This is a genomic window from Ideonella sp. sgz306126 (assembly GCF_056032705.1).
The window spans coordinates 68,943-87,982 of record NZ_JBVYWP010000003.1; the positions used below are offsets into that span (position 1 = coordinate 68,943).

The window sequence follows — 19,040 nt, forward strand, 5'->3', positions numbered from 1 at the left end:
GTTTATTAAACCGACGAGAGGCCGGGGCGTTTCCGCAGTTGCGAGATCGACTTCCCGCCGTGCCGTCGTGCCAGCCGGAGCGACGCCCGAAAGCTGCGGCGGCGGACGTCGGATCAGAGCAGGTCGTCGGGGACGTTGCCGCCGTTGGCGGCGATCTTCTGCAGCACGGTCTTGTGCAGCCACAGGTTCATCGACGCCGAGTCGCCCATCGTGGCGGCCGGGCAGCCCAGTTCGGTCGCCAGCTGCTTGCGCGATGCCAGGCTGCTGTCCATGCCCAGCAGCTTGAGCAGGTCGACGATCGAGGTCTTCCAGTTCAGTGGCTCGGCGCTGTTGGCCGCCAGCGCTTCCAGGTTGGCGACCACGTCGACCATGTCCATGGCTTCGGGCGCGGCCGGCGCGGGCGGCGGCGTATCGGCGGCGGCCGGGTCTGCGGCGGCCACGGGCGCTGGCGCCGCTGCGGCGACATCCGGATGGCTGAAACCGAGTTTGTTGAGAATGGTGTTGAACAAGCCCATGGTCGCTCCTTGAATGTGGATGGAAGGAGCTGCAGGCTATCGGCGAAGCGGGCGGATTCGGGTGGCGGCTCGCGCATCGACCTCGGCACAACGGCAATGGCGCACACCGTCATGCCGTGCACGCAACACCCACGGCGCAGGCCGGGTCAGCGCGTGACCACCCGCACCTGCAGCGATTGCGGCGCCAGGGTCAGGACGGCACGTCCGTCGGTGCCGACGGCGATGTCTTCGGCGTCGCTCGGGTAGGCCGCCTGCAGGCGGGCGCCGGCGGGCAGTCCTTGCAGCGTCCAGGTGCGAGGCGTCAGGCCGTAGTTGATCAGGACCTGCACCGTCTGCGTGCCCAGGCGGCGCTGGTAGCCCAGCAGCAGGTCGTCGGCGAAGGCGTTCTCGAAGCGGCCCTGGGCGATCGCCGGCAGCGTGTTGCGCAGCCTCAGCATCGCCCGGTAGAACGCCAGCAGCGAGTTCGGGTCGTGCTGTTCGGCCTGGACGTTGAAACGGTCGGCGTTGGGCGCCAGCGGGCGGAACGGCCGGCCGGTGGTGAAGCCGCCCGGGGCCGTGGCCGGCGCCCAGCTCATCGGCGAGCGGATCGGCAGGTCCCCCTTCAGGCCGGTGACGCTGGCCTGGCCGACCTCCTCGCCGTAGTAGATGAACGGCGTGCCCGGCTGCAGCAGGTAGCCGGCGGCGGCGAGCCGGTAGCGCGCGAGATCGCCATGCACCTGGTCCCACAGGCGCAGGCCGCCGAAGATGTCGTGGTTCGACACGAACGTGTCCATCGTCGCGGGGGCGCTCTGGTAATACGTCGCCAGTTGCTGGACCGAGGCAGCCTGGCCCATCGCCGCACCGACGAAGTGCTGCGTGTAGCCGAACGCGAAGGCGCCGCCGCAGACCGACGCTGCGCCGTAGGCGAGCGGGTTGGCGGTGGCTTCGCAGACCACGAAGCGGTTCGGATAGGCGGTGATCAGCTGCTGCAGTTCGTGGGTCAGCGCGCGGCTTTCGGGCTGGTCGTTCCAGTGCCGGGCGTCGTTCTCGATCAGGTGCGGCACCGCGTCGAGCCGGAAGCCGTCCAGCCCCCGGTTGAGCCAGAAGCGCAGGTTGTCCTCATGCCAGGCGACGACCCGGGGGTTGCGCAGATTGAAGTCGGGCATGTCACCGCCGAAGGTGCCGTAGTAGTGCTGCTGCGCGCCGGCGGGCGGGGCGGGAAATGCCGTCCAGTCGCCGGTGTAGCGCCACGGCTTGGCGCCGGCCCAGTACCACGGGTTCTTGCCCCAGATGTTCCAGCCTTGGGGGGCATCGGCCGACCAGACGTACCAATCGCGGTACGGGTTGCCGGGTCCCTTGCGCGATGCGACGAACAGCGGGTGCGACGCCGCGCTGTGGTTGATCGCGTAGTCCATCACCACGCCGATGCCGCGTGCGTGCGCCTGGCGCAGCAAGTCGTCGAGATCGGCCAGCGAGCCGTAGTCGGGTTCGACCCGCCGGTAATCGGTGGTGGCGTAGCCGTGGTCGTGGTCGGCGCTGGCGGTGATCGGCATCAGCCACAGGCCGCGCACCCCCAGTGCCTGCAGGTAGTCCAGCCGGCGGATCAGGCCCTGGAGATCGCCGATGCCGTCGCCGTTGCTGTCCTGGTAGGCGCGGACGAAGATTTCCATGAAGGCGCCGTGCTGCCAGCCCGGGCTCAGCGCGCTGGGGGCATCCCTCTGAGGCTGAGGCGACAGATCGGCCGGTGCGTCCTGGCCGAGCGCGGTGCCGTGCAAGGTGGCGGCCAGGCCCAGCGCGACGAGCTGGCGGTGGAGGGGGAGTGCGGGCATCGGGACGGTCTCAGGCATGAAGATCGATCAGGCGCAGGCTTTGCGCCGGCACCGTCAGCGGGGCGGTGCCGCTGGCGTCGGCCTGGGCCGTGCCGCCAGCGGCCGGATACAGAGGGCTCATCAGCGTGTTCGCGCCCAGGGCGGTGACGCCGACGTGGGCGTCCGCGGTGCCGGTGTTGATCAGCACCAGCGTGCGTTCGCTGCCCAGCGTGCGTTGCCAGCCCATCACCGTGCCGCTGCTGAACGGGGCCTCATAGCGGCCCCGCGCCAGCGAGGGCCGGCGGTTGCGCCAGCCCAGCAGCTGTTTGTAGAACGCCAGGATCGAGTCGGGGTCGGCCCGCTGCATCTGGACGTTCTGCGTCGCGACGTTGGCGGACAGCGCGCGCCACGGCGTGCCGGTGGTGAAGCCGGCGCGCTGGGGGTCGGGCGTCCAGCTCATCGGCGTGCGCAGGCGGGCGTCGCCGCTCAGCGACGCGGCGCCGGCCAGGCCGATCTCCTCGCCGTAGTAGATGAAGGGCGTGCCCGGCAGCAGGAGGTAGATCGCCGCGGCCAGCTTGTAGTGCGAGACATCGCCGCCCAACTGATCCCACAGCCGCTGGCCGGCGAAGCTGTCGTGGTTCGACAGGAAGGTGGCCATGCCGGCCGGCGCGGTGACGAAATACTGCACCACGGCCGGCAGCGCCGACACGTCGCCTTGCGCGGCGCGAAGGATGTCGGCCGACAGGTCGAAGCTGAACGCGCCGCCGCCGGCGCTGTCGGCGCCGAAGCCCTGGGGGTCGGCCGGCGCCTCGCAGACCAGGTAGCGCTGGTCATAGCCGTCGATCAGGCTCTTGACCTCGCGCATCAGCACGTAGTTCTCGGGCTGGTTCTCCCAGGCGTCAGGGCCGTTTTCCACCAGGTTGCCGACCGCATCGAAGCGGAAACCGTCGACGCCGCGGTTGAGCCAGAAGCGCAGGTTGTCGTGGTGCCAGGCCACGGTGGCGCGGTGGCGCAGGTTGAAATCGGGCATGTTGGCCGAGAAGGCCGTGAAATAGCTGCCCGTGGCCGAGGGCCGCCACGGGTTGCCGCCGTTGATCCGCCAGCCGGTCGGTGCCGGGTCGGCCCAGACGTACCAGTCGCGGTAGGGGTTGTCGACGGCGGCCGAGGCATGGGCGAACAGCGGGTGCAGGGCGGCGCTGTGGTTCATCACGTAGTCCAGCACCACGCCGATGCCGCGGGCATGCGCCTGGGCGAGCAACTCGTCGAGGTCGACCATCGAGCCGTAGCTTGCTTCGACGCTGCGGTAATCGGTGACCGCATAGCCGTGATCATGGTCCTGACTCTGGGCGATCGGCATCAGCCAAAGGCCGCGAATGCCCAGGTCGTGCAGATAGTCCAGCCGCTGGATCAGTCCCCGCAGGTCGCCCTGGCCGTCGCCGTCGCTGTCCTGGTAGCCGCGCACGTAGATTTGCATGAAGGCGCCGTGCTGCCAGCCGGCGGGCAGCGTGCTGCCGGGGTCAGCCTGGGCCACCGGGCTGAGATCGACCGTCGGCAGCGACGCGGCGCCTCCCCCGGAAGGTGCGAAGGGCGGGTTGGGATGGGAATGCACTTTGTAGTTGAAGTACTTAATGAACGAATGATTGGCATCATCAATCAGAGCGATGCGATTTGAATCGGGGAATTCTCCTGTATTAAATAAATGTAGTTTAGGTACATTTCTAACCATTGGAGCGACGCGTAACGCGATCGGATCTTGACCATGATGAGACCGTTGGGCAGGTGGGTGTGGGTCGGTGGGCTGCTGGCGGGCGGGCTGCTGTCGGCGTGGGCGGGGGACGTGGCGGCGCCGCTGCCGGATCGCGTCGACCCGGCGCAAGGGGCCTCGCTGAAGGCTGCCTGCGACGGTCCGGCGTTCCAGACCGTGCTGCGCCGGGTCGAGCCGGCTGCGCCGTCCGTGCAGGCCGAGGCGTACTGGCTGGATCGGCGCCAGCTTCAATGGCCGGGCGTGCAAGCGGGAGGGGGCGAGGGCGGTACGTTCTGGTTGCTGAGCTCCCGCCGGGCCGCGCTGCAGGTGCAGGTGGGATCGGCGCCGCAGGGGGCTGAGCTGGCGTTGCCGCTGCAGGCGGTTCCGGCCGCCGAAGCCGCCGCGCTGCCGCCGGGCTTCGGCTTCATCGGCGCCGGCGTGCGCCTGGTCTTGCGCGCGGCCGACGAGGCGAGTCTGCCCGGCCTGTTGCGCGGCCAGACCGAGCTGGTGAAACTGGATGCGGCGGGGCGGGTGCTGCGTGCCACGGCCGCGCAGACGCCGGGGGCGCTGGACGATCGCTACGCGGCGGCCGAGGACCTGGCGCTGGGCGCGCAGCCCGGTGCCGCCGCCACCACGTTCCGGCTCTGGGCTCCGACCGCCCAGCAGGTGGCCCTGTGCCTTTATCCCGATGCCGAGGGCGCGGCCGACCGGGTTGTTCCCCTGCAGGCCGATGCGGCCACCGGAGCGTGGTCGCTGTCGCTGCCGGGCCAGCTCAGCGGGCGCTACTTCCGCTACCTGGTCGATGTCTTCGTGCCGGGCGTCGGCCTGGTGCGCAACCGCGTCACCGACCCGTATTCGCTGAGCCTGAGCGCCGATTCGCGGCGGAGCTACATCACTGGCCTGGCCGAGCCGGCGGTGACGCCGGCGGGCTGGCGCGAGGATCGCGCCCCCGAGACCGTGAAGGCGGCCACCGACATGGTGGTCTACGAGCTGCACCTGCGCGACTTCTCGGCCAGCGACGCCAGCGTGCCCGCCGCCGAGCGCGGCAAGTACCTGGCCTTCACCCAGGCCGACTCGAACGGCATGCGTGAACTTGCCGCGCTGGCGCGTGCCGGCGTGACCGACGTCCATCTGCTGCCGGTGTTCGATTTCGGCTCGGTGCCCGAGCGCGGCTGCGTCTCACCCGATCCGCGCGGCGCGCCCGATGGCACGACGCAGCAGGCCGCGGTCCGGGCGGCCGCCGGGCGGGACTGCTTCAACTGGGGCTACGACCCGGTGCACTACAGCGCGCCCGAAGGCAGTTATGCCAGCGACGCCGACGACGGCGCGGTGCGGCTGCGCGAGTTCCGGCAAATGGTGATGGCGCTGCACCGCGTCGGCCTGCGGGTGGGCATGGACGTGGTCTACAACCACAGTTTCGCGGCCGGTCAGCAGGAAAAATCGGTGTTCGACCGCATCGTGCCCGGCTATTACCAGCGCCTGGACGCACAGGGCCGCATCGAGCGCTCGACCTGTTGCGACAACACCGCGACCGAACACCGGATGATGGGCAAGCTGCTGGTCGATTCGGTGCTGACCTGGGCGCGGGACCAGCATGTCGACTCGTTCCGCTTCGATCTGATGGGCCACCAGCCCCGGGCCGTGATGGTGCAGTTGCAACAGCGGCTGAAGCAGGCGCTGGGACATGAGGTCTTCCTGATCGGCGAGGGCTGGAACTTCGGCGAGGTGGCCGACGGCCGGCGCTTCGTGCAGGCCTCGCAGGGATCGTTGAACGGCACCGGCATCGGCACTTTCAACGACCGAGGCCGCGACGCGGCACGCGGCGGCGGTGCCGGCGACCAGGGCGAGGCGATGGTCGCCCGCCAGGGCTGGGTCAACGGCCTGGTCTACGACCCGAATGGAGCCGCGCCGACGCCATCGCGCGAGGCCCTGCTGCGCAGCGCCGATCTGTTGCGCGCGACGCTGGCCGGTTCGCTGCGCGACTACCCGCTGACGACCTGGACTGGCCAGGTGAGGCCGCTGTCGGCCATCGACGACGCGGGCCGGCCCGCCGGTTACGCCAGCGAGCCCGCCGAAGTCGTCAACTACGTCGAGAACCACGACAACCAGACGCTGTTCGACACCGATGCGATGAAACTGCCGCGCGGCACCTCGCGCGAGGATCGCGCCCGGGTGCAGATCCTGGCGGCGGCGCTGCCGGCCTTCAGCGAGGGCGTGGCTTATTTCCATGGCGGGGTCGAGCGGCTGCGCAGCAAGTCGCTGGACCGCAACAGCTACGCGTCCGGCGACTGGTTCAACCGGATCGACTGGAGCGGGCAGACCAACCACTTCGGCAGCGGCCTGCCGCCCGAGCCGGACAACGGCGCCGACTGGCCGCTGATGCGGCCGCTGCTGGCCGACCCGTCGATCGCGCCGACACCGGCCACGCTGGCCTGGACCCGGGCCGCGTTCTTCGATCTGCTGCGCATCCGGGCCAGCAGTGCGCTGTTCCACCTGCCCAGCGCCGCCGAGGTGCGGGCCCGCCTGCACTTCTTCAACACCGGTCCGGCGCAGGAGCCGACCGTGCTGGCCGCGCACCTGGACGGTCGGGGTTTGCCCGGGGCGGGCTTTGCGGAACTGGTCTACCTGCTCAACGCGGACACCCGTGCGCACCGGGTCGTCGCGCCGGACCTCGCCGGCCATGCCTTCGTGTTGCACCCGGTGCTTCGCGACGGCCGCGCGGCAGACGCCCGGGCCGCAGCCGCGCGCTTCGACCCGCGGACCGGCGGATTCGAGGTGCCGGCCCGGACGGTGACGGTCTTCGTCGTCGATCGCTGACGGGCACCGCGGGAGAAGGGGGTGCCCGCCACGGGGCTCTCGGTAGAATGGAACCCATGCTCAGTCCTTGAGCGCAGGATCTTGCAGTGCCTGTCTTCCATCGTCGCTCGGCCCTGGCCCTGCTGGGTGCCGTATTTCCATGGTGCGTGATGCTGGCCGGCGGCGCGTGCCAGGCCCAGACTTCGCCGGCCGACCAGGGGGGCGCCCATGCGCAGTCCACCGCCGGCGCCGTGACGAGCGTGCCGGACTTGATCGCCGGGGTGCTGCACTACACCCGCTGGCCCACGGCGCTGGAGGCGGTGAGGCTGTGCGTCGATGCCGATGATCCCGATGCCGACGCGATCGGCCGCCGCTTCCTGGCGCGCGACGCGGCCCGTCCGCGGGTGGTGACCAGCCAGCGCCGGCTTCGTGCCGAGCCGCTGCTCGACTGCCAGGCGGTGTATTTCGGCCATGCCAATCCGAAGGACCTCGCGCCGCTGCTGATGCAATTGGTCAAGCTGCCGATCCTGACGATCGGGCAGGGCGAGGACTTCTGTTCCTATGCCGGTCTGTTCTGCCTGATCGAAACGCCGGTCGGGGTGCGCTTCGGCGCCAATCTCGATGCCATCTCCCGCAGCGGATTGCACATCAACCCGCAGTTGCTCCGGCTCACGGCGCGCGATCCCGGAGGCCGCCTGTGACCCGCCCGACGCGGAGCATCGCCACCCTGGTGCGCCAAGGGCAATGGCAGTCCGCAGGGGTCGCCCTGCTGTGTGTCAGCGCGCTGATGCTGGCGGTGTCGTTCGTCAGCCTGCATGAGTTCGCCGGCCGGGCCACCGACCTGGCGGCGCGCACGCTCGCCTTCGCGGGCGAGCCGGCGCTGCGCTTCAAGGACCGGGACGCGATGCGCGAGATGGCGCAGGAACTGGCCGATGGCCAGCAACTCGCGGAGGTGTCGGTCTTCGACCGCGACGGCCGGCTGTGGATGCGCTACGACAGCCCTTCGCCGGGGCGCCTGAATCAATGGGCCGTGGCCATCGACCGGATGTTGTTTCCGCAGCCGGCCCGCGCGGCGATCGAGTCCGACGGGCAGGTCGAAGGGATGATCGCGCTGCGTTCGAACGGGCAATTCCTGTTGCACTACCTGGCGTGGGCCTTGTCGGCGGTGCTGCTGGGCGTGGCGCTGACCGCGGTGGCCATCCTGGCGGTGTCGAGGCGGCTGTCGCGGGCGATCGTCGAGCCGGTCGATCGCCTGGCGGCGCTGACGCGCAGGGTCGGGACCAGCCGCAGCTTCGAGCACCGCGCCGAGGCGACGTCGGTGCGGGAGATCGACGCGCTGGCCGAGGACTTCAACGGGCTGTTGGCGGAACTGCAGGTGCAGCAGCGCAAGGTCGTGTCTCGCCACAACCACCTGCGCCGCGCCAACGATGTGCTGCGCCATGCCAGTCGCCACGATGGCCTGACCCAGCTGCCGAATCGGATGTACCTGATGGAACACCTGGGCCAGGTCCTGGCCCGCTGCAGCGAACGCCAGCAGCGGGCGGCGGCGCTGTTCATCGACGTCGACAAATTCAAGGCCGTCAACGACAGCCTCGGCCACGAGGCGGGGGACGCGCTGCTGGTCGAGCTGGCCGGCCGCCTGCAAGGCTCGCTGCGCGAGACCGATTTCGTCTCGCGCCTGGGCGGTGACGAGTTCGTGGTCGTGATCTCGCCGGTGACCGAGTTGAGCGAAGTGGACCGCTGCGTCGAGCGTCTGCGCGCGGCGATGGCGCCGCCATGGCAGTTCAAGAACGGGCCGCGCCTGTCACTGGAGGTTACAATTGGTCGCGCCATCTATCCGGATCAGGCGCAATCTGTGGACGAATTGATCCGCTGCGCCGATGCGGCCATGTACGTTGCCAAGACCGATACGGCCGGCTGGCTGGCCCAGCCCTAGCGAGTTCCATGCGTTTACCCCGTCCCTGCGCTGAAGTGAGCCGTCCACACCCGCACCCGCTTCCAGGGCAAACGCCCGCTGGTCAGCCAAGCCGGCGAAGCGTGGTGGGGGCGCTGCTCTTCCTGGCCAGTGCCGGATTCACCGCCTGCAGCACGCCCGGCTCGCTCGCGGCACCGCAGGCGCAGGCTCTGCGGGCCCTGGGATTCAGGCCGACCGACGAGGGCTGGGAGCTGGATCTGTCCGGCCGCCTGACCTTCGCGCTGAACGACGCCTCGTTGTCCAGCGAAGCGCTGCTCACCGTGGCGCGCGTCGCCAAGTCGCTGCTGGCGGTCGGGATCGCGCACGTCACGGTCGACGGCCACACCGACGACCTGGGCACCGAGGCCTATAACCAGGACCTGTCCAAGCGGCGCGCCGATGCGGTCGCGGCCGCGTTCATCGCCCAAGGCTTTGCCTCGGCGAACATCCGGCGGCGCTGGTTCGGCTACCACCGGCCGATCGACGACAACGCGACCGAAGCGGGTCGGCAGCAAAACCGCCGCGTGGCGATCATCGTCGAATCGGCCTAGCGAGCGCGTCGCGCCCGCGGCCGCGTGGGTCGGTGGGCTGGGCGCATGCCGGGCCAGGGTCCGAGGGCGGGTGGCCAAGGTCTTGAGGCTTCACTTTCGAAGCTTGGTGCAAGTCCTTATTTTTGAAGCATATTTTTCCACCTCCTGGATTTCAAATCGGATCTAAGTATCTGATTTGATTGATTTTTTTCCTGAGTTTCGTTGACCCACCCCTGTCCCTGCGTTAAAGTGGGGAAAAGTGCATTTTTGTGGGGTGATGTGTCCGAATTCGTGTTCCAGGGTGAGTCGGCGTTGACGCTGGATGGGAAAGGGCGGGTCACCGTGCCGGCCCGGTTCCGCGACGCGCTGTCGGCCCTGTGCGCCGGGCAGATGACCCTGACCAAACACCCCTCGCGCTGCCTGCTGCTGTTTCCGCGCCCGGCCTGGGTGGCGTTCCGCACCAAGCTGATGGGGTTGCCGATGGATTCCGAGGCCTGGCGTCGGCTGTTTCTGGGCAGTGCGATGGACGTCGACATCGATGCCGGCTCGCGCGTGCTGCTCTCACCCGAGTTGCGCGCCTGGGCGGGCCTGGGCAAGGACCTGATGCTGGTCGGCATGGGGCCGCGGATGGAGATCTGGGATCGCGAGCGCTACCTGGCCGCCGAGGACCTGGCGCTGTCCCAACCGATGCCCGATGGCTTGCGCACGCTGGTGATCTGAGGACGGCGCGGTGACCTTTTCCCACACCACCGTGCTGCTCGAAGAGACCGTCGCGGCGGTGCTCACCGATCCGGACGGCCTGTACATCGACGGCACCTATGGTCGCGGCGGGCATGCGCGACACCTGCTGGCGCGCCTGGGACCGAAGGCGAGGCTGATCGCGTTCGACAAGGACCCGGAGGCGGTGGCCGCAGCCACCGCGGGCGCCGACGCGATCGATGACCCGCGCTTCTCGATCCGCCACGCCAGCTTCGCCGCGATGGCTGCGGTGTTGCAGGCCGAGGCGGCCGGGCAGGCCGCCGGCGTGATGCTGGATCTGGGGGTCAGCTCGCCCCAGATCGACAACCCCGAGCGCGGCTTCAGCTTCCGCTTCGACGGTCCGCTGGACATGCGCATGGACACCACCCGTGGCGAGAGTGCCGCGGACTTCCTGGCTCGCGCCGACGAGCGCCACATTGCACAGGTGATACGCGACTATGGCGAAGAGCGGTTTGCTGTATCGATTTCAAAGGCGATTGCTGCTCGCCGCGCAAGCGGAGTCCCGCTCCGCACCACCCGCGAGCTGGCCGAGCTCGTGGCTGGCGCGGTCAAGACCCGCGAAGCGGGCCAGAACCCTGCGACACGGACCTTTCAGGCTCTTCGGATTCTCGTCAATGCCGAGCTTGAAGAGCTCGAACAAGGGCTGAAGGCGGCGCTGTCGCTGTTGCAGCCCGGCGGGCACCTGGCGGTGATCAGCTTCCACTCGCTCGAAGACCGCATCGTCAAGACCTTCATCGGCCACGAGGCGCGTGCCGAATTCGATCGCCGCGCGCCGTTCGCCGAGCCGACCCGGGCGCTGCGCCTGAAGGCGCTGGGGCGCATCCGCGCGACCGCCGCCGAGGTCGCGGCCAACCCGCGTGCGCGCTCGGCGGTGCTGCGCGTGGCCGAGCGCCTGGCCGACGTCCAGCGGGTGGCGGCATGACGCGCCTGTCGCTGCTGCTGTTGATGGCCCTGGTGGGCAGCGGCCTGTACCTGGTGCGCACCCAGTACGAGGCGCGTCGCCTGTTCGCCGACATCGAGAAGGCCAAGGCCGAGGCGGTTCAGCTGCAATCCGACGCCAAACGCCTGGATGCCGAGCGGCAGGCGCAGGCCACCAACCTGCGGGTCGAACGCGTGGCGCGCGACAAGCTGGGCATGCGTCTGGCCACGCCCGACGTCACCCGCTATGTCGCCGACGCCTATGCGCCGCCGGCGTCGGGAGCCACGCCATGAGCCGGTCGTCGCGCCGCACGAATGCCGCGCTGGGCGCCTCGGTGCGGGGCGTCAATTACTCCACCAGCCCGCTGTTGGCGGAAAAGACGCCGCCCTGGCGCAGCCGCTTCCTGGTGCTGCTGGTGGGCGTGGGCTTCTCGGTGCTGGTCGGGCGCGCGCTGTACGTGCAGGTGATCCAGGCCGACTTCTTCCAGAAGAAGGGCGAGGAGCGCTTCGCGTCGACGCTGGACCTGCCCGCCAGCCGCGGGCGGATCCTGGACCGCAACGGCCAGATCCTGGCGATCAGCGTCAACGCGCCGACGATCACCGTCAACCCGCAACAGTTCAAGGCGACCGACGACCAGAAACGCGAGCTGGCTGCGCTGCTGCACCTGAGCGCACGCGAACTCGATGCCAAGATCGACAAGGACAGTGCCTACGCGGTCCTGCAGCGCCAGGTGGACGACGGCGTCGCGCAGCAGATCCGTGCGATGCGGCTCAAGGGCCTGCGTTTCGAGCCGGGCTACATCCGGCGCTACCCGGAAGGCGAGGCGGCGGCGCATCTGGTGGGCTTCACCGACGTGTCCGATCGCGGCCAGGAAGGGGTCGAGTTCGCCTACCAGCAGCAGTTGCAGGGCACCGACGGCTCGCGCGGCGTGGTCAAGGACCGCATCGGCCGCATCGTCGAGGACCTGGGCGACCCGGTGCGCCCGCACGACGGCCAGGACGTGACGCTGACCATCGATTCGCGCCTGCAGGCCCTGGCCTACCAGCGCATCCGCGACGCGGTCGAGGCCCACAAGGCCAAGGCGGGCAGCATCGTGGCGCTGGACGCGCAGACCGGCGAGGTGCTGGCGCTGGCCAACTACCCCAGCTACGTGCCGGGCGACCGCAAGAACCTCAGCGGCGGCCAGTTGCGCAACCGCGCGATCACCGACGTCTTCGAGCCCGGCTCCACCGTCAAGCCCTTCGTGATCGGCAAGGCGATCGAGGAGGGGCTGGTGCGGCCGGACACAATGATCGACGCGCGCTCGTTCACCGTCGGACCGTTGACCGTGCGCGACGCCGAAGAGCATGCGCCGATGCTCACCGTGGCCCAGGTGGTGCAGATCTCCAGCAACATCGGCACGGTGCGCATCTCGCAAAAGCTCGATGCGCGCACGATGGGCGAGCTGTTCCAGAGCATCGGCTTTGGCCAGAAGCCCCAGATCGGCTTCCCGGGAGCGGCCAACGGCCGCCTGCGGCCGTGGCGGACCTGGCGGCCGGTCGAGAAGGCGACCATGGCCTACGGCTACGGCGAATCGGCCTCGTTGTTGCAGATCGCCCATGCCTACACCGCGCTGACCCGCGACGGCACGATGGCGCCGCTGTCGCTGATCGAGGGCCGCACCACGCTGCCGCCGGTGCGCATCTTCAAGCCCGAGACCGCGCGCACCATGCGCGAGATCATGCGCGGCACCGTGAGCAAGAACGGCACCGCGCCGCTGGCCCAGCCGGTGGGCTATTCGGCCGGCGGCAAGACCGGCACGGCCGCCAAGCTGGAAGGGCGCAGCTACTCCAAGACCAAGTACCGCGCCTGGTTCACCGGCTTCTCGCCGATCGAGCATCCGCGCGTCATCGTCTCGGTGATGGTCGACGAACCCACCGGCATTTACTACGGCGGCATCGTCGCAGCGCCGGTCTTCAAGTCCTTCGTCGAGCAGGCGTTGCGCACGCTCAATGTGCCGCCCGACCTGGACATCAAGACGCAGCCCGGTGGCCGGCCTCAAATCGTCGCTCAGGGGGGAGAGGCGCCTCCGGTGCCGCACTGACATGCCACTGACCCGACTCAAGAATCCCCAGGCCGCGGCCCGCTGGCTCAGCTCGTGGGTGCGCGGCGAGCTGCGCACCGACAGCCGCCAGCTGCAGCCGGGCGATGCGTTCATCGCCTGGCCGGGCTACGCCCGCGATGGACGCGCCTTCGTCAGGGACGCGCTGGCGGCCGGCGCCTCGACCTGCCTGGTCGAGGACGAGGGCGCGGGGGCTTTCCGCTTCGAGGACGCGCGGGTGGCCACGCTGCCGGGCCTGAAGGCCGCCACCGGCCTGATCGCCGACGCGTTCTACCGTCACCCCAGCCAGTCGTTGCGCATCGTGGCCGTCACCGGCACCAACGGCAAGACCTCCAGCAGCTGGTGGGTCGCGCAGGCGCTGACCCGCCTCGGGCTGCGCTGCGGCGTGGTCGGCACGCTGGGCATCGGCGAGCCGCCGCGGCCCGGCCACGACGACGGCCACATCGCGTTCACCGGGCTGACCACGCCCGATCCGGTGCAGCTGCAGGCCGGCTTGCGCAAGATGGTGGACGACGGCTTCTCGGCCTGTGCGCTCGAGGCATCGTCGATCGGCATCGTCGAACAGCGTCTGACGGGCCTGTCGGTCGAGGTGGCGATCTTCACCAACTTCACGCGCGATCACCTCGACTACCACGGCGCCATGGACGCCTACTGGGCCGCCAAGCGTCAACTGTTCGACTGGCCGGGCCTGAAGACGGCCGTGATCAATGTCGACGACGCGCAGGGCGCGGTGCTGGTGGCCGAGCTGGCCGGCCGGGGTCTGGACCTGTGGACGGTGTCGATGGCGGACGATGCCCGGCTGCGCGCGACCGACCTGCAGTACCTCGACAGCGGCCTGGCCTTCACCCTGGTCGAGGGGGGCGACAGCGCCGCCGTGAGCACCGGCCTGATCGGCGACTACAACGTCAGCAACCTGCTCGGGGTCCTCGCCAGCCTGCGCGCGCTGGGCGTGCCGCTGGCCGATGCCGCCGCCGCCGTGTCGGCCGTCACGCCGGTGCCCGGGCGCATGCAGCGCCTGCGGTCGGTGGCGGGGGCGCCCGAAGTGGTGGTGGACTACGCCCACACGCCCGACGCGCTGGAAAAGGCCCTGGTCGCGCTGGCGCCGCTGGCGCGTGCCCGACAGGGCCAGTTGTGGTGCGTGTTCGGCTGCGGCGGGGACCGCGACATCAGCAAGCGTCCGCTGATGGGCGCGATCGCGGCCACCCAGGCCGATCGGGTCGTGGTCACCAGCGACAACCCGCGCAGCGAGCCGCCGATGGGCATCGTCAAGCAGATCGTCGCCGGCATCCCGGGCGGCATGGCCGCGCCGACGCTGCAGGTCGAGTCCGACCGCCGGCTGGCGATCCTCGAAACCCTGGCGGCCGCGGCGCCGCAGGACGTGGTGCTGATCGCCGGCAAGGGCCACGAGGACTACCAGGACATCGCCGGCGTCAAGCACCCGTTCTCGGATGCCGCGGTGGCCGCGGCGGCCCTGGCCGCGAGGAGCGCCGCATGAGCCGGGACCGGCCGCTGATGACGCTGGGCCAGGCCGCGGCCCTGCTGCCCGGTGCGACCCTGAAGGGCGATCCGGCGCTGGTCCTGCGCCGCGTCCACACCGACACCCGCACGCTGGCGCCGGGGGATTTGTTCGTGGCGCTGCAGGGCGAACGCTTCGATGCCCACGACTTCCTGCCCGCGGCCCGCGACGCCGGCGCGGTGGCGGCACTGGCCCAGCGCGGCCTGGACGCCGCGGGCCTGCCGGGATTGCAGGTCGACGACAGCCTGGCCGCGCTGCAGCAGCTGGCCACCGCGTGGCGGGCCACGCAGCAGCTGCCGCTGATCGCCGTGACCGGCAGCAACGGCAAGACCACGGTGACCCAGATGCTCGCCAGCATCCTGCGGGCCGCCTGGGGCGACGAGGCCCTGGCCACCGCCGGCAATCTGAACAACCACATCGGCGTGCCGCTGACGGTGCTGCGCCTGAACGGACACCGCGCGGCGGTGGTCGAACTGGGCATGAACCATCCCGGCGAGATCGCGGCGCTGGCGGCGATCGCCCAACCCACGGTCGGGTTGATCAACAACGCGCAGCGCGAGCACCAGGAATTCATGCACACCGTCGAGGCCGTGGCGCGCGAGAACGCCAGCGTGCTGGCGGCGCTGCCGGCCGACGGCGTCGCGGTCTTCCCCGCCGACGATGCCTTCACCGCCTTGTGGCGCGAGCTGGCCGCAGGCCGCCGCTGCCTGGGGTTCGCGCTTGATGGCGATGCCGACGTGACCGCCGACGCGGCCTGGCAGACCGACCATTGGCAGCTGCGGCTGCGCACGCCCGCCGGCCCGGCCGCGCTGGACCTGCACATCGCCGGCCGGCACAACGTCAAGAACGCGCTGGCCGCCACCGCCGCGGCGCTGGCGGCCGGGGTGCCGCTGCCCGCCGTCGTCCAGGGCCTGGGCGCGTTCCGCCCGGTCTCGGGCCGCTCGCAGGTGCGTCCGTTGCAGCGCGGCGGCCTGGCGCTGACCCTGATCGACGACACCTACAACGCCAACCCCGATTCGGTGCGGGCGGCGATCGACGTGCTGGCCGCGCTGCCCGGGCCGCGCTGGCTGCTGCTGGGCGACATGGGCGAGGTCGGGGACCAGGGCCCGCGCTTTCACGCCGAGGTCGGCAGCCATGCGCAGGCCAGCGGCATCGAGCAGCTGTGGTGCGTCGGTGCGATGGCCCGTGAGGCGGCCGTGGCCTATGGACCCGCGGCCCGCCATTTCGACAGCGTGGCGGCGTTGATCGCGGCCTTGCCCGGGGCGCCGGCATTCCGCTCGGTGCTGGTCAAGGGCTCGCGCTTCATGAAGATGGAACAAGTGGTCGCCGCGCTGCAGGCCGCCGACGGGGAGGTCAAGGCATGCTGTTGAGTCTGGCGCAATGGCTGCAGGGCCTGTACCCCGAGCAACTGGGCTTTCTGCGGGTGTTCCAGTACCTGACCTTCCGGGCCGTGCTCTCGGCGATGACCGCGCTGCTGATCGGCCTGGCCTTCGGCCCGTGGCTGATCCGCCGGCTGACCGAGCTGAAGATCGGCCAGCCAATCCGCGGCTACGCGATGCAGAGCCACCTGGCCAAGAGCGGCACGCCGACGATGGGCGGCGCGCTGATCCTGATCGGCATCGGCGTGGCCACGCTGATGTGGAGCGACTGGAGCAACCGCTTCATCTGGATCGTGATGATCGTCACCTTCGGCTTCGGCGCGATCGGCTGGACCGACGACTGGCGCAAGGTGGTCGACAAGAACCCCGAGGGCATGGCCTCGCGCGAGAAGTTCATGTGGCAGTCGATCATCGGCATCCTGGCGGCGATCTACCTGGCGTTCAGCGTCTCCGAAACCTCCAACCTGCGCGTGCTGGAGCTGTTCCTGCGCTGGGTGCAGAGCGGCTTCTCGAACAGCCTGCCGCCCAAGGCCGACCTGATGCTGCCGTTCTTCAAGACGGTGAGCTACCCGCTGGGCGTGTTCGGCTTCATGGGCCTGACCTATTTCGTCATCGTCGGCGCCAGCAACGCGGTCAACCTGACCGACGGCCTGGACGGCCTGGCCATCATGCCGGTCGTGCTGGTCGCGGGCGCGCTGGCGATCTTCAGCTACGTGGTCGGCAACGCGGTGTATTCGAGGTACCTGCTGTTCCCCTACATCCCCGGGGCCGGCGAGCTGATGATCTTCTGTGCCGCGATCGCCGGCGCGGGCCTGGCCTTCCTGTGGTTCAACGCCCATCCGGCCCAGGTCTTCATGGGCGACGTGGGCGCGTTGTCGCTGGGCGGCGCGCTGGGCACGGTGGCGGTGATCACGCGCCAGGAGATCCTGCTGGGCATCATGGGCGGCGTGTTCGTCGCCGAGGCGCTGTCGGTGATGCTGCAGGTCGGCTGGTTCAAGTACACGAAGAAGAAGTATGGCGAGGGCCGCCGCATCCTCAAGATGGCGCCGCTGCACCACCACTTCGAGAAGTCGGGCTGGAACGAGACCCAGGTCGTGATCCGCTTCTGGATCGTCACCATGCTGCTGTGCCTGGTCGGCCTGGCGAGCCTGAAGCTGCGGTGAACGGGACGCGCGTGAAACACCTGCACGGTCTGCACATCATGATCCTGGGCCTGGGTGCGTCCGGCCTGGCGATGGCGCGCTGGTGCGCGCAGCACGGCGCCGCCTCGCTGCGGGTGTGGGATTCGCGCAGCGCACCGCCCCAGGCCGCGGCGCTGGCTGCCGAGCTGCCGTCGGTGCAACTGTTCAGCGGCGAGCTGACGGCGGCTTCGCTGGGCGACGCGCAACTGGTGTTGAAGAGCCCGGGCCTGGCGCCGGGCGACCCGCGCATCGCGCCGCTGCTGGCCGCGGCCCGCGGTGCCGGCGTTGCCGTGGCCGGCGAACTCGATCTGTTTGCCCGCGCGCTCGCCGACCTCAAGATCGAGCGCCGCTACGCCCCGAAGCTGATCGCGATCACCGGAACCAACGGCAAGACCACCACCACCGCGCTGACGGCGATGCTGGTCGAGCGTGCCGGCCGTCGCGTGGCCGTGGCCGGCAACATCGGCCCGACCCTGCTCGACACGCTGGCCGGCGTCCTGGCGCTGCAGCAGGCGGCGGATGCGGCTGCCCCGGAGGCCGTGGCGCGGGCGTCGACGCCCGAGAGCGAGCCGTCCGGGGACGGCGTCGGGACGGTGCCGGCGATCGGAGATGTCGTCGAGGCACAGGCCCCCGAGGCGCAGGTCGCTGAGGCGGCCGCCGAAGGTGGCGACGCGCCGACCGTGCCGGCCCCGTCGGCCGACGACGAGGCACCGTTGGTGCTGGCGCCGCCGCCCGAGCCCGAGCCGGTGTTCGAGCACCTGCCCGAGGTCTGGGTGCTGGAGCTGTCCAGCTTCCAGCTCGACGGCGTGCAGGGCTTCGAGCCGAGCGCGGCCGTCGTGCTCAACCTCACGCAGGACCACCTGGACTGGCACGGCAGCCTGGCGGCCTATGCCGCGGCGAAGGCGCACGTCTTCGGCGAGCACGCGCTGATGGTGGTCAACCGCGACGACGCCGGCGTCGAGGCGATGGTGCCCGCGCCGGTGATGGTCAAGGGCGGCCGTGGCAAGCCGAGCAAGGCGGTCGGCCGCGCGGTGCGGCGCTTCGGCCTGGAGGCGCCGACGCATCCCGGCGATTTCGGCCTGGTGACCGAGAACGGCATGGCCTGGCTCGTCTATGCACTGCCGGCCGACGAGACCCTCAAGCGGAAAACGCGGCCTCCGGGTCGCCGCAACGCGGCGGCCGTCCCCCAGGGGGAGCACGAAGCCGTGGGGCGGCCCGGCGGCTTCGAGGACGAGGACGAGGAAATCCACCTGCAGCGCATGATGCCGGCCGAGGCGCTGCGCATCCGCGGTCGCCACAACGCCAGCAACGCGCTGGCCGCGCTGGCGCTGGCCACGGGCATCGGTTGTCCGCTGGCGCCGATGCTGCACGGCCTGCGCGAGTACCGCGGCGAGCCGCACCGGGTCGAGCTGATCGGCCAGGTCGGCGGCGTCGAGGCCTTCGACGACAGCAAGGGCACCAACGTCGGTGCCACGGTGGCGGCGTTGAACGGCCTGGGCGATGACCGGCTCAGCGCCAAGCTGGTGGTGATCCTGGGCGGCGACGGCAAGGGCCAGGACTTCGGCCCGCTGGCCGCGCCGGTGGCCCGCCACGTGCGCGCGGTGGCCACGATCGGCCGCGACGCCGAGGCGATCGAACAGGCGCTGGCGGCGACCGGCGTGCCGCTGCAGCGCCACGCGACGCTGCAGGCCGCCGTGGCCTGGTGCTTCGCCCAGGCCCTGGCCGGCGACGCGGTGCTGCTGAGCCCGGCCTGCGCCAGCCTGGACATGTTCCGCGACTACGCCCACCGCGCCGAGGTCTTCGTCGCGGCCGTGCAGGCCCTGGCGGCCGAGCGCGGGGAGGTGCTGGCATGAAGCTCG

At 70.4% G+C, this 19,040-nt stretch carries 15 protein-coding genes; 12 read left to right on the forward strand and 3 right to left on the reverse strand.

Annotated elements, in window-relative coordinates; all coding sequences use genetic code 11:
• Positions 1-113 precede the first annotated feature (113 nt).
• From AC0N04_RS08790 to AC0N04_RS08800, 3 genes are all read right to left on the reverse strand, one after another.
• Positions 114-515, reverse strand: coding sequence for a DUF3597 domain-containing protein (locus AC0N04_RS08790; protein ID WP_474280642.1), 402 nt, complete (start codon positions 513-515; stop codon positions 114-116).
• A gap of 146 nt (positions 516-661) precedes the next feature.
• Positions 662-2,323: an alpha-amylase family glycosyl hydrolase gene (locus AC0N04_RS08795; RefSeq protein WP_474280644.1), complete on the reverse strand. Its 1,662-nt coding sequence runs from the start codon at positions 2,321-2,323 to the stop codon at positions 662-664.
• Between the two features lie 10 nt (positions 2,324-2,333).
• Positions 2,334-3,911 carry an alpha-amylase family glycosyl hydrolase gene (locus tag AC0N04_RS08800; RefSeq protein ID WP_474280646.1) on the reverse strand — a complete coding sequence of 526 codons (1,578 nt, stop codon included), beginning with the start codon at positions 3,909-3,911 and terminating at the stop codon, positions 2,334-2,336.
• A gap of 150 nt (positions 3,912-4,061) precedes the next feature.
• On the opposite strand from AC0N04_RS08800, the gene AC0N04_RS08805 reads away from it, so the two are divergent.
• From AC0N04_RS08805 to AC0N04_RS08860, 12 genes are all read left to right on the forward strand, one after another.
• Positions 4,062-6,863, forward strand: a complete 2,802-nt coding sequence (locus AC0N04_RS08805) for an alpha-1,6-glucosidase domain-containing protein (protein WP_474280648.1) — start codon at positions 4,062-4,064, stop codon at positions 6,861-6,863.
• 86 nt (positions 6,864-6,949) lie between these two features.
• A complete protein-coding gene (gene yfiR / locus AC0N04_RS08810; RefSeq protein ID WP_474280650.1) occupies positions 6,950-7,543 on the forward strand; it encodes a regulatory sequestration protein YfiR in 594 nt (197 codons plus the stop codon).
• Positions 7,540-8,778, forward strand: coding sequence for a diguanylate cyclase DgcN/YfiN (dgcN, locus tag AC0N04_RS08815; RefSeq protein ID WP_474280652.1), 1,239 nt, complete (start codon positions 7,540-7,542; stop codon positions 8,776-8,778). The genes yfiR and dgcN overlap by 4 nt, the downstream gene beginning before the upstream one ends.
• A gap of 104 nt (positions 8,779-8,882) precedes the next feature.
• On the forward strand, positions 8,883-9,347 hold the full coding sequence (gene yfiB, locus AC0N04_RS08820; RefSeq protein ID WP_474280654.1) for an outer membrane lipoprotein YfiB: 465 nt from the start codon (positions 8,883-8,885) through the stop codon (positions 9,345-9,347).
• Positions 9,348-9,617: 270 nt separating this feature from the next.
• Entirely contained in the window at positions 9,618-10,046 is a 429-nt protein-coding gene (locus AC0N04_RS08825; RefSeq protein WP_474282011.1) for a division/cell wall cluster transcriptional repressor MraZ, read from the forward strand.
• A 10-nt stretch (positions 10,047-10,056) separates the two neighbouring features.
• A complete protein-coding gene (gene rsmH / locus AC0N04_RS08830) occupies positions 10,057-11,007 on the forward strand; it encodes a 16S rRNA (cytosine(1402)-N(4))-methyltransferase RsmH (RefSeq protein WP_474280656.1) in 951 nt (316 codons plus the stop codon).
• Positions 11,004-11,297: a cell division protein FtsL gene (ftsL, locus tag AC0N04_RS08835; RefSeq protein ID WP_474280658.1), complete on the forward strand. Its 294-nt coding sequence runs from the start codon at positions 11,004-11,006 to the stop codon at positions 11,295-11,297. The genes rsmH and ftsL overlap by 4 nt, the downstream gene beginning before the upstream one ends.
• A complete protein-coding gene (locus tag AC0N04_RS08840) occupies positions 11,294-13,087 on the forward strand; it encodes a peptidoglycan D,D-transpeptidase FtsI family protein (protein WP_474280660.1) in 1,794 nt (597 codons plus the stop codon). Before ftsL ends, AC0N04_RS08840 begins: the two co-directional genes overlap by 4 nt.
• Before the next feature lies 1 nt (position 13,088).
• A complete protein-coding gene (locus tag AC0N04_RS08845) occupies positions 13,089-14,600 on the forward strand; it encodes a UDP-N-acetylmuramoyl-L-alanyl-D-glutamate--2,6-diaminopimelate ligase (RefSeq protein WP_474280662.1) in 1,512 nt (503 codons plus the stop codon).
• Positions 14,597-15,991: a UDP-N-acetylmuramoyl-tripeptide--D-alanyl-D-alanine ligase gene (locus tag AC0N04_RS08850; RefSeq protein WP_474280664.1), complete on the forward strand. Its 1,395-nt coding sequence runs from the start codon at positions 14,597-14,599 to the stop codon at positions 15,989-15,991. The genes AC0N04_RS08845 and AC0N04_RS08850 overlap by 4 nt, the downstream gene beginning before the upstream one ends.
• Entirely contained in the window at positions 15,982-17,163 is a 1,182-nt protein-coding gene (gene mraY, locus AC0N04_RS08855) for a phospho-N-acetylmuramoyl-pentapeptide-transferase (RefSeq protein ID WP_474280666.1), read from the forward strand. Before AC0N04_RS08850 ends, mraY begins: the two co-directional genes overlap by 10 nt.
• 11 nt (positions 17,164-17,174) lie before the next feature.
• Positions 17,175-19,034, forward strand: coding sequence for a Mur ligase family protein (locus AC0N04_RS08860; RefSeq protein ID WP_474280668.1), 1,860 nt, complete (start codon positions 17,175-17,177; stop codon positions 19,032-19,034).
• Positions 19,035-19,040 lie beyond the last annotated feature (6 nt).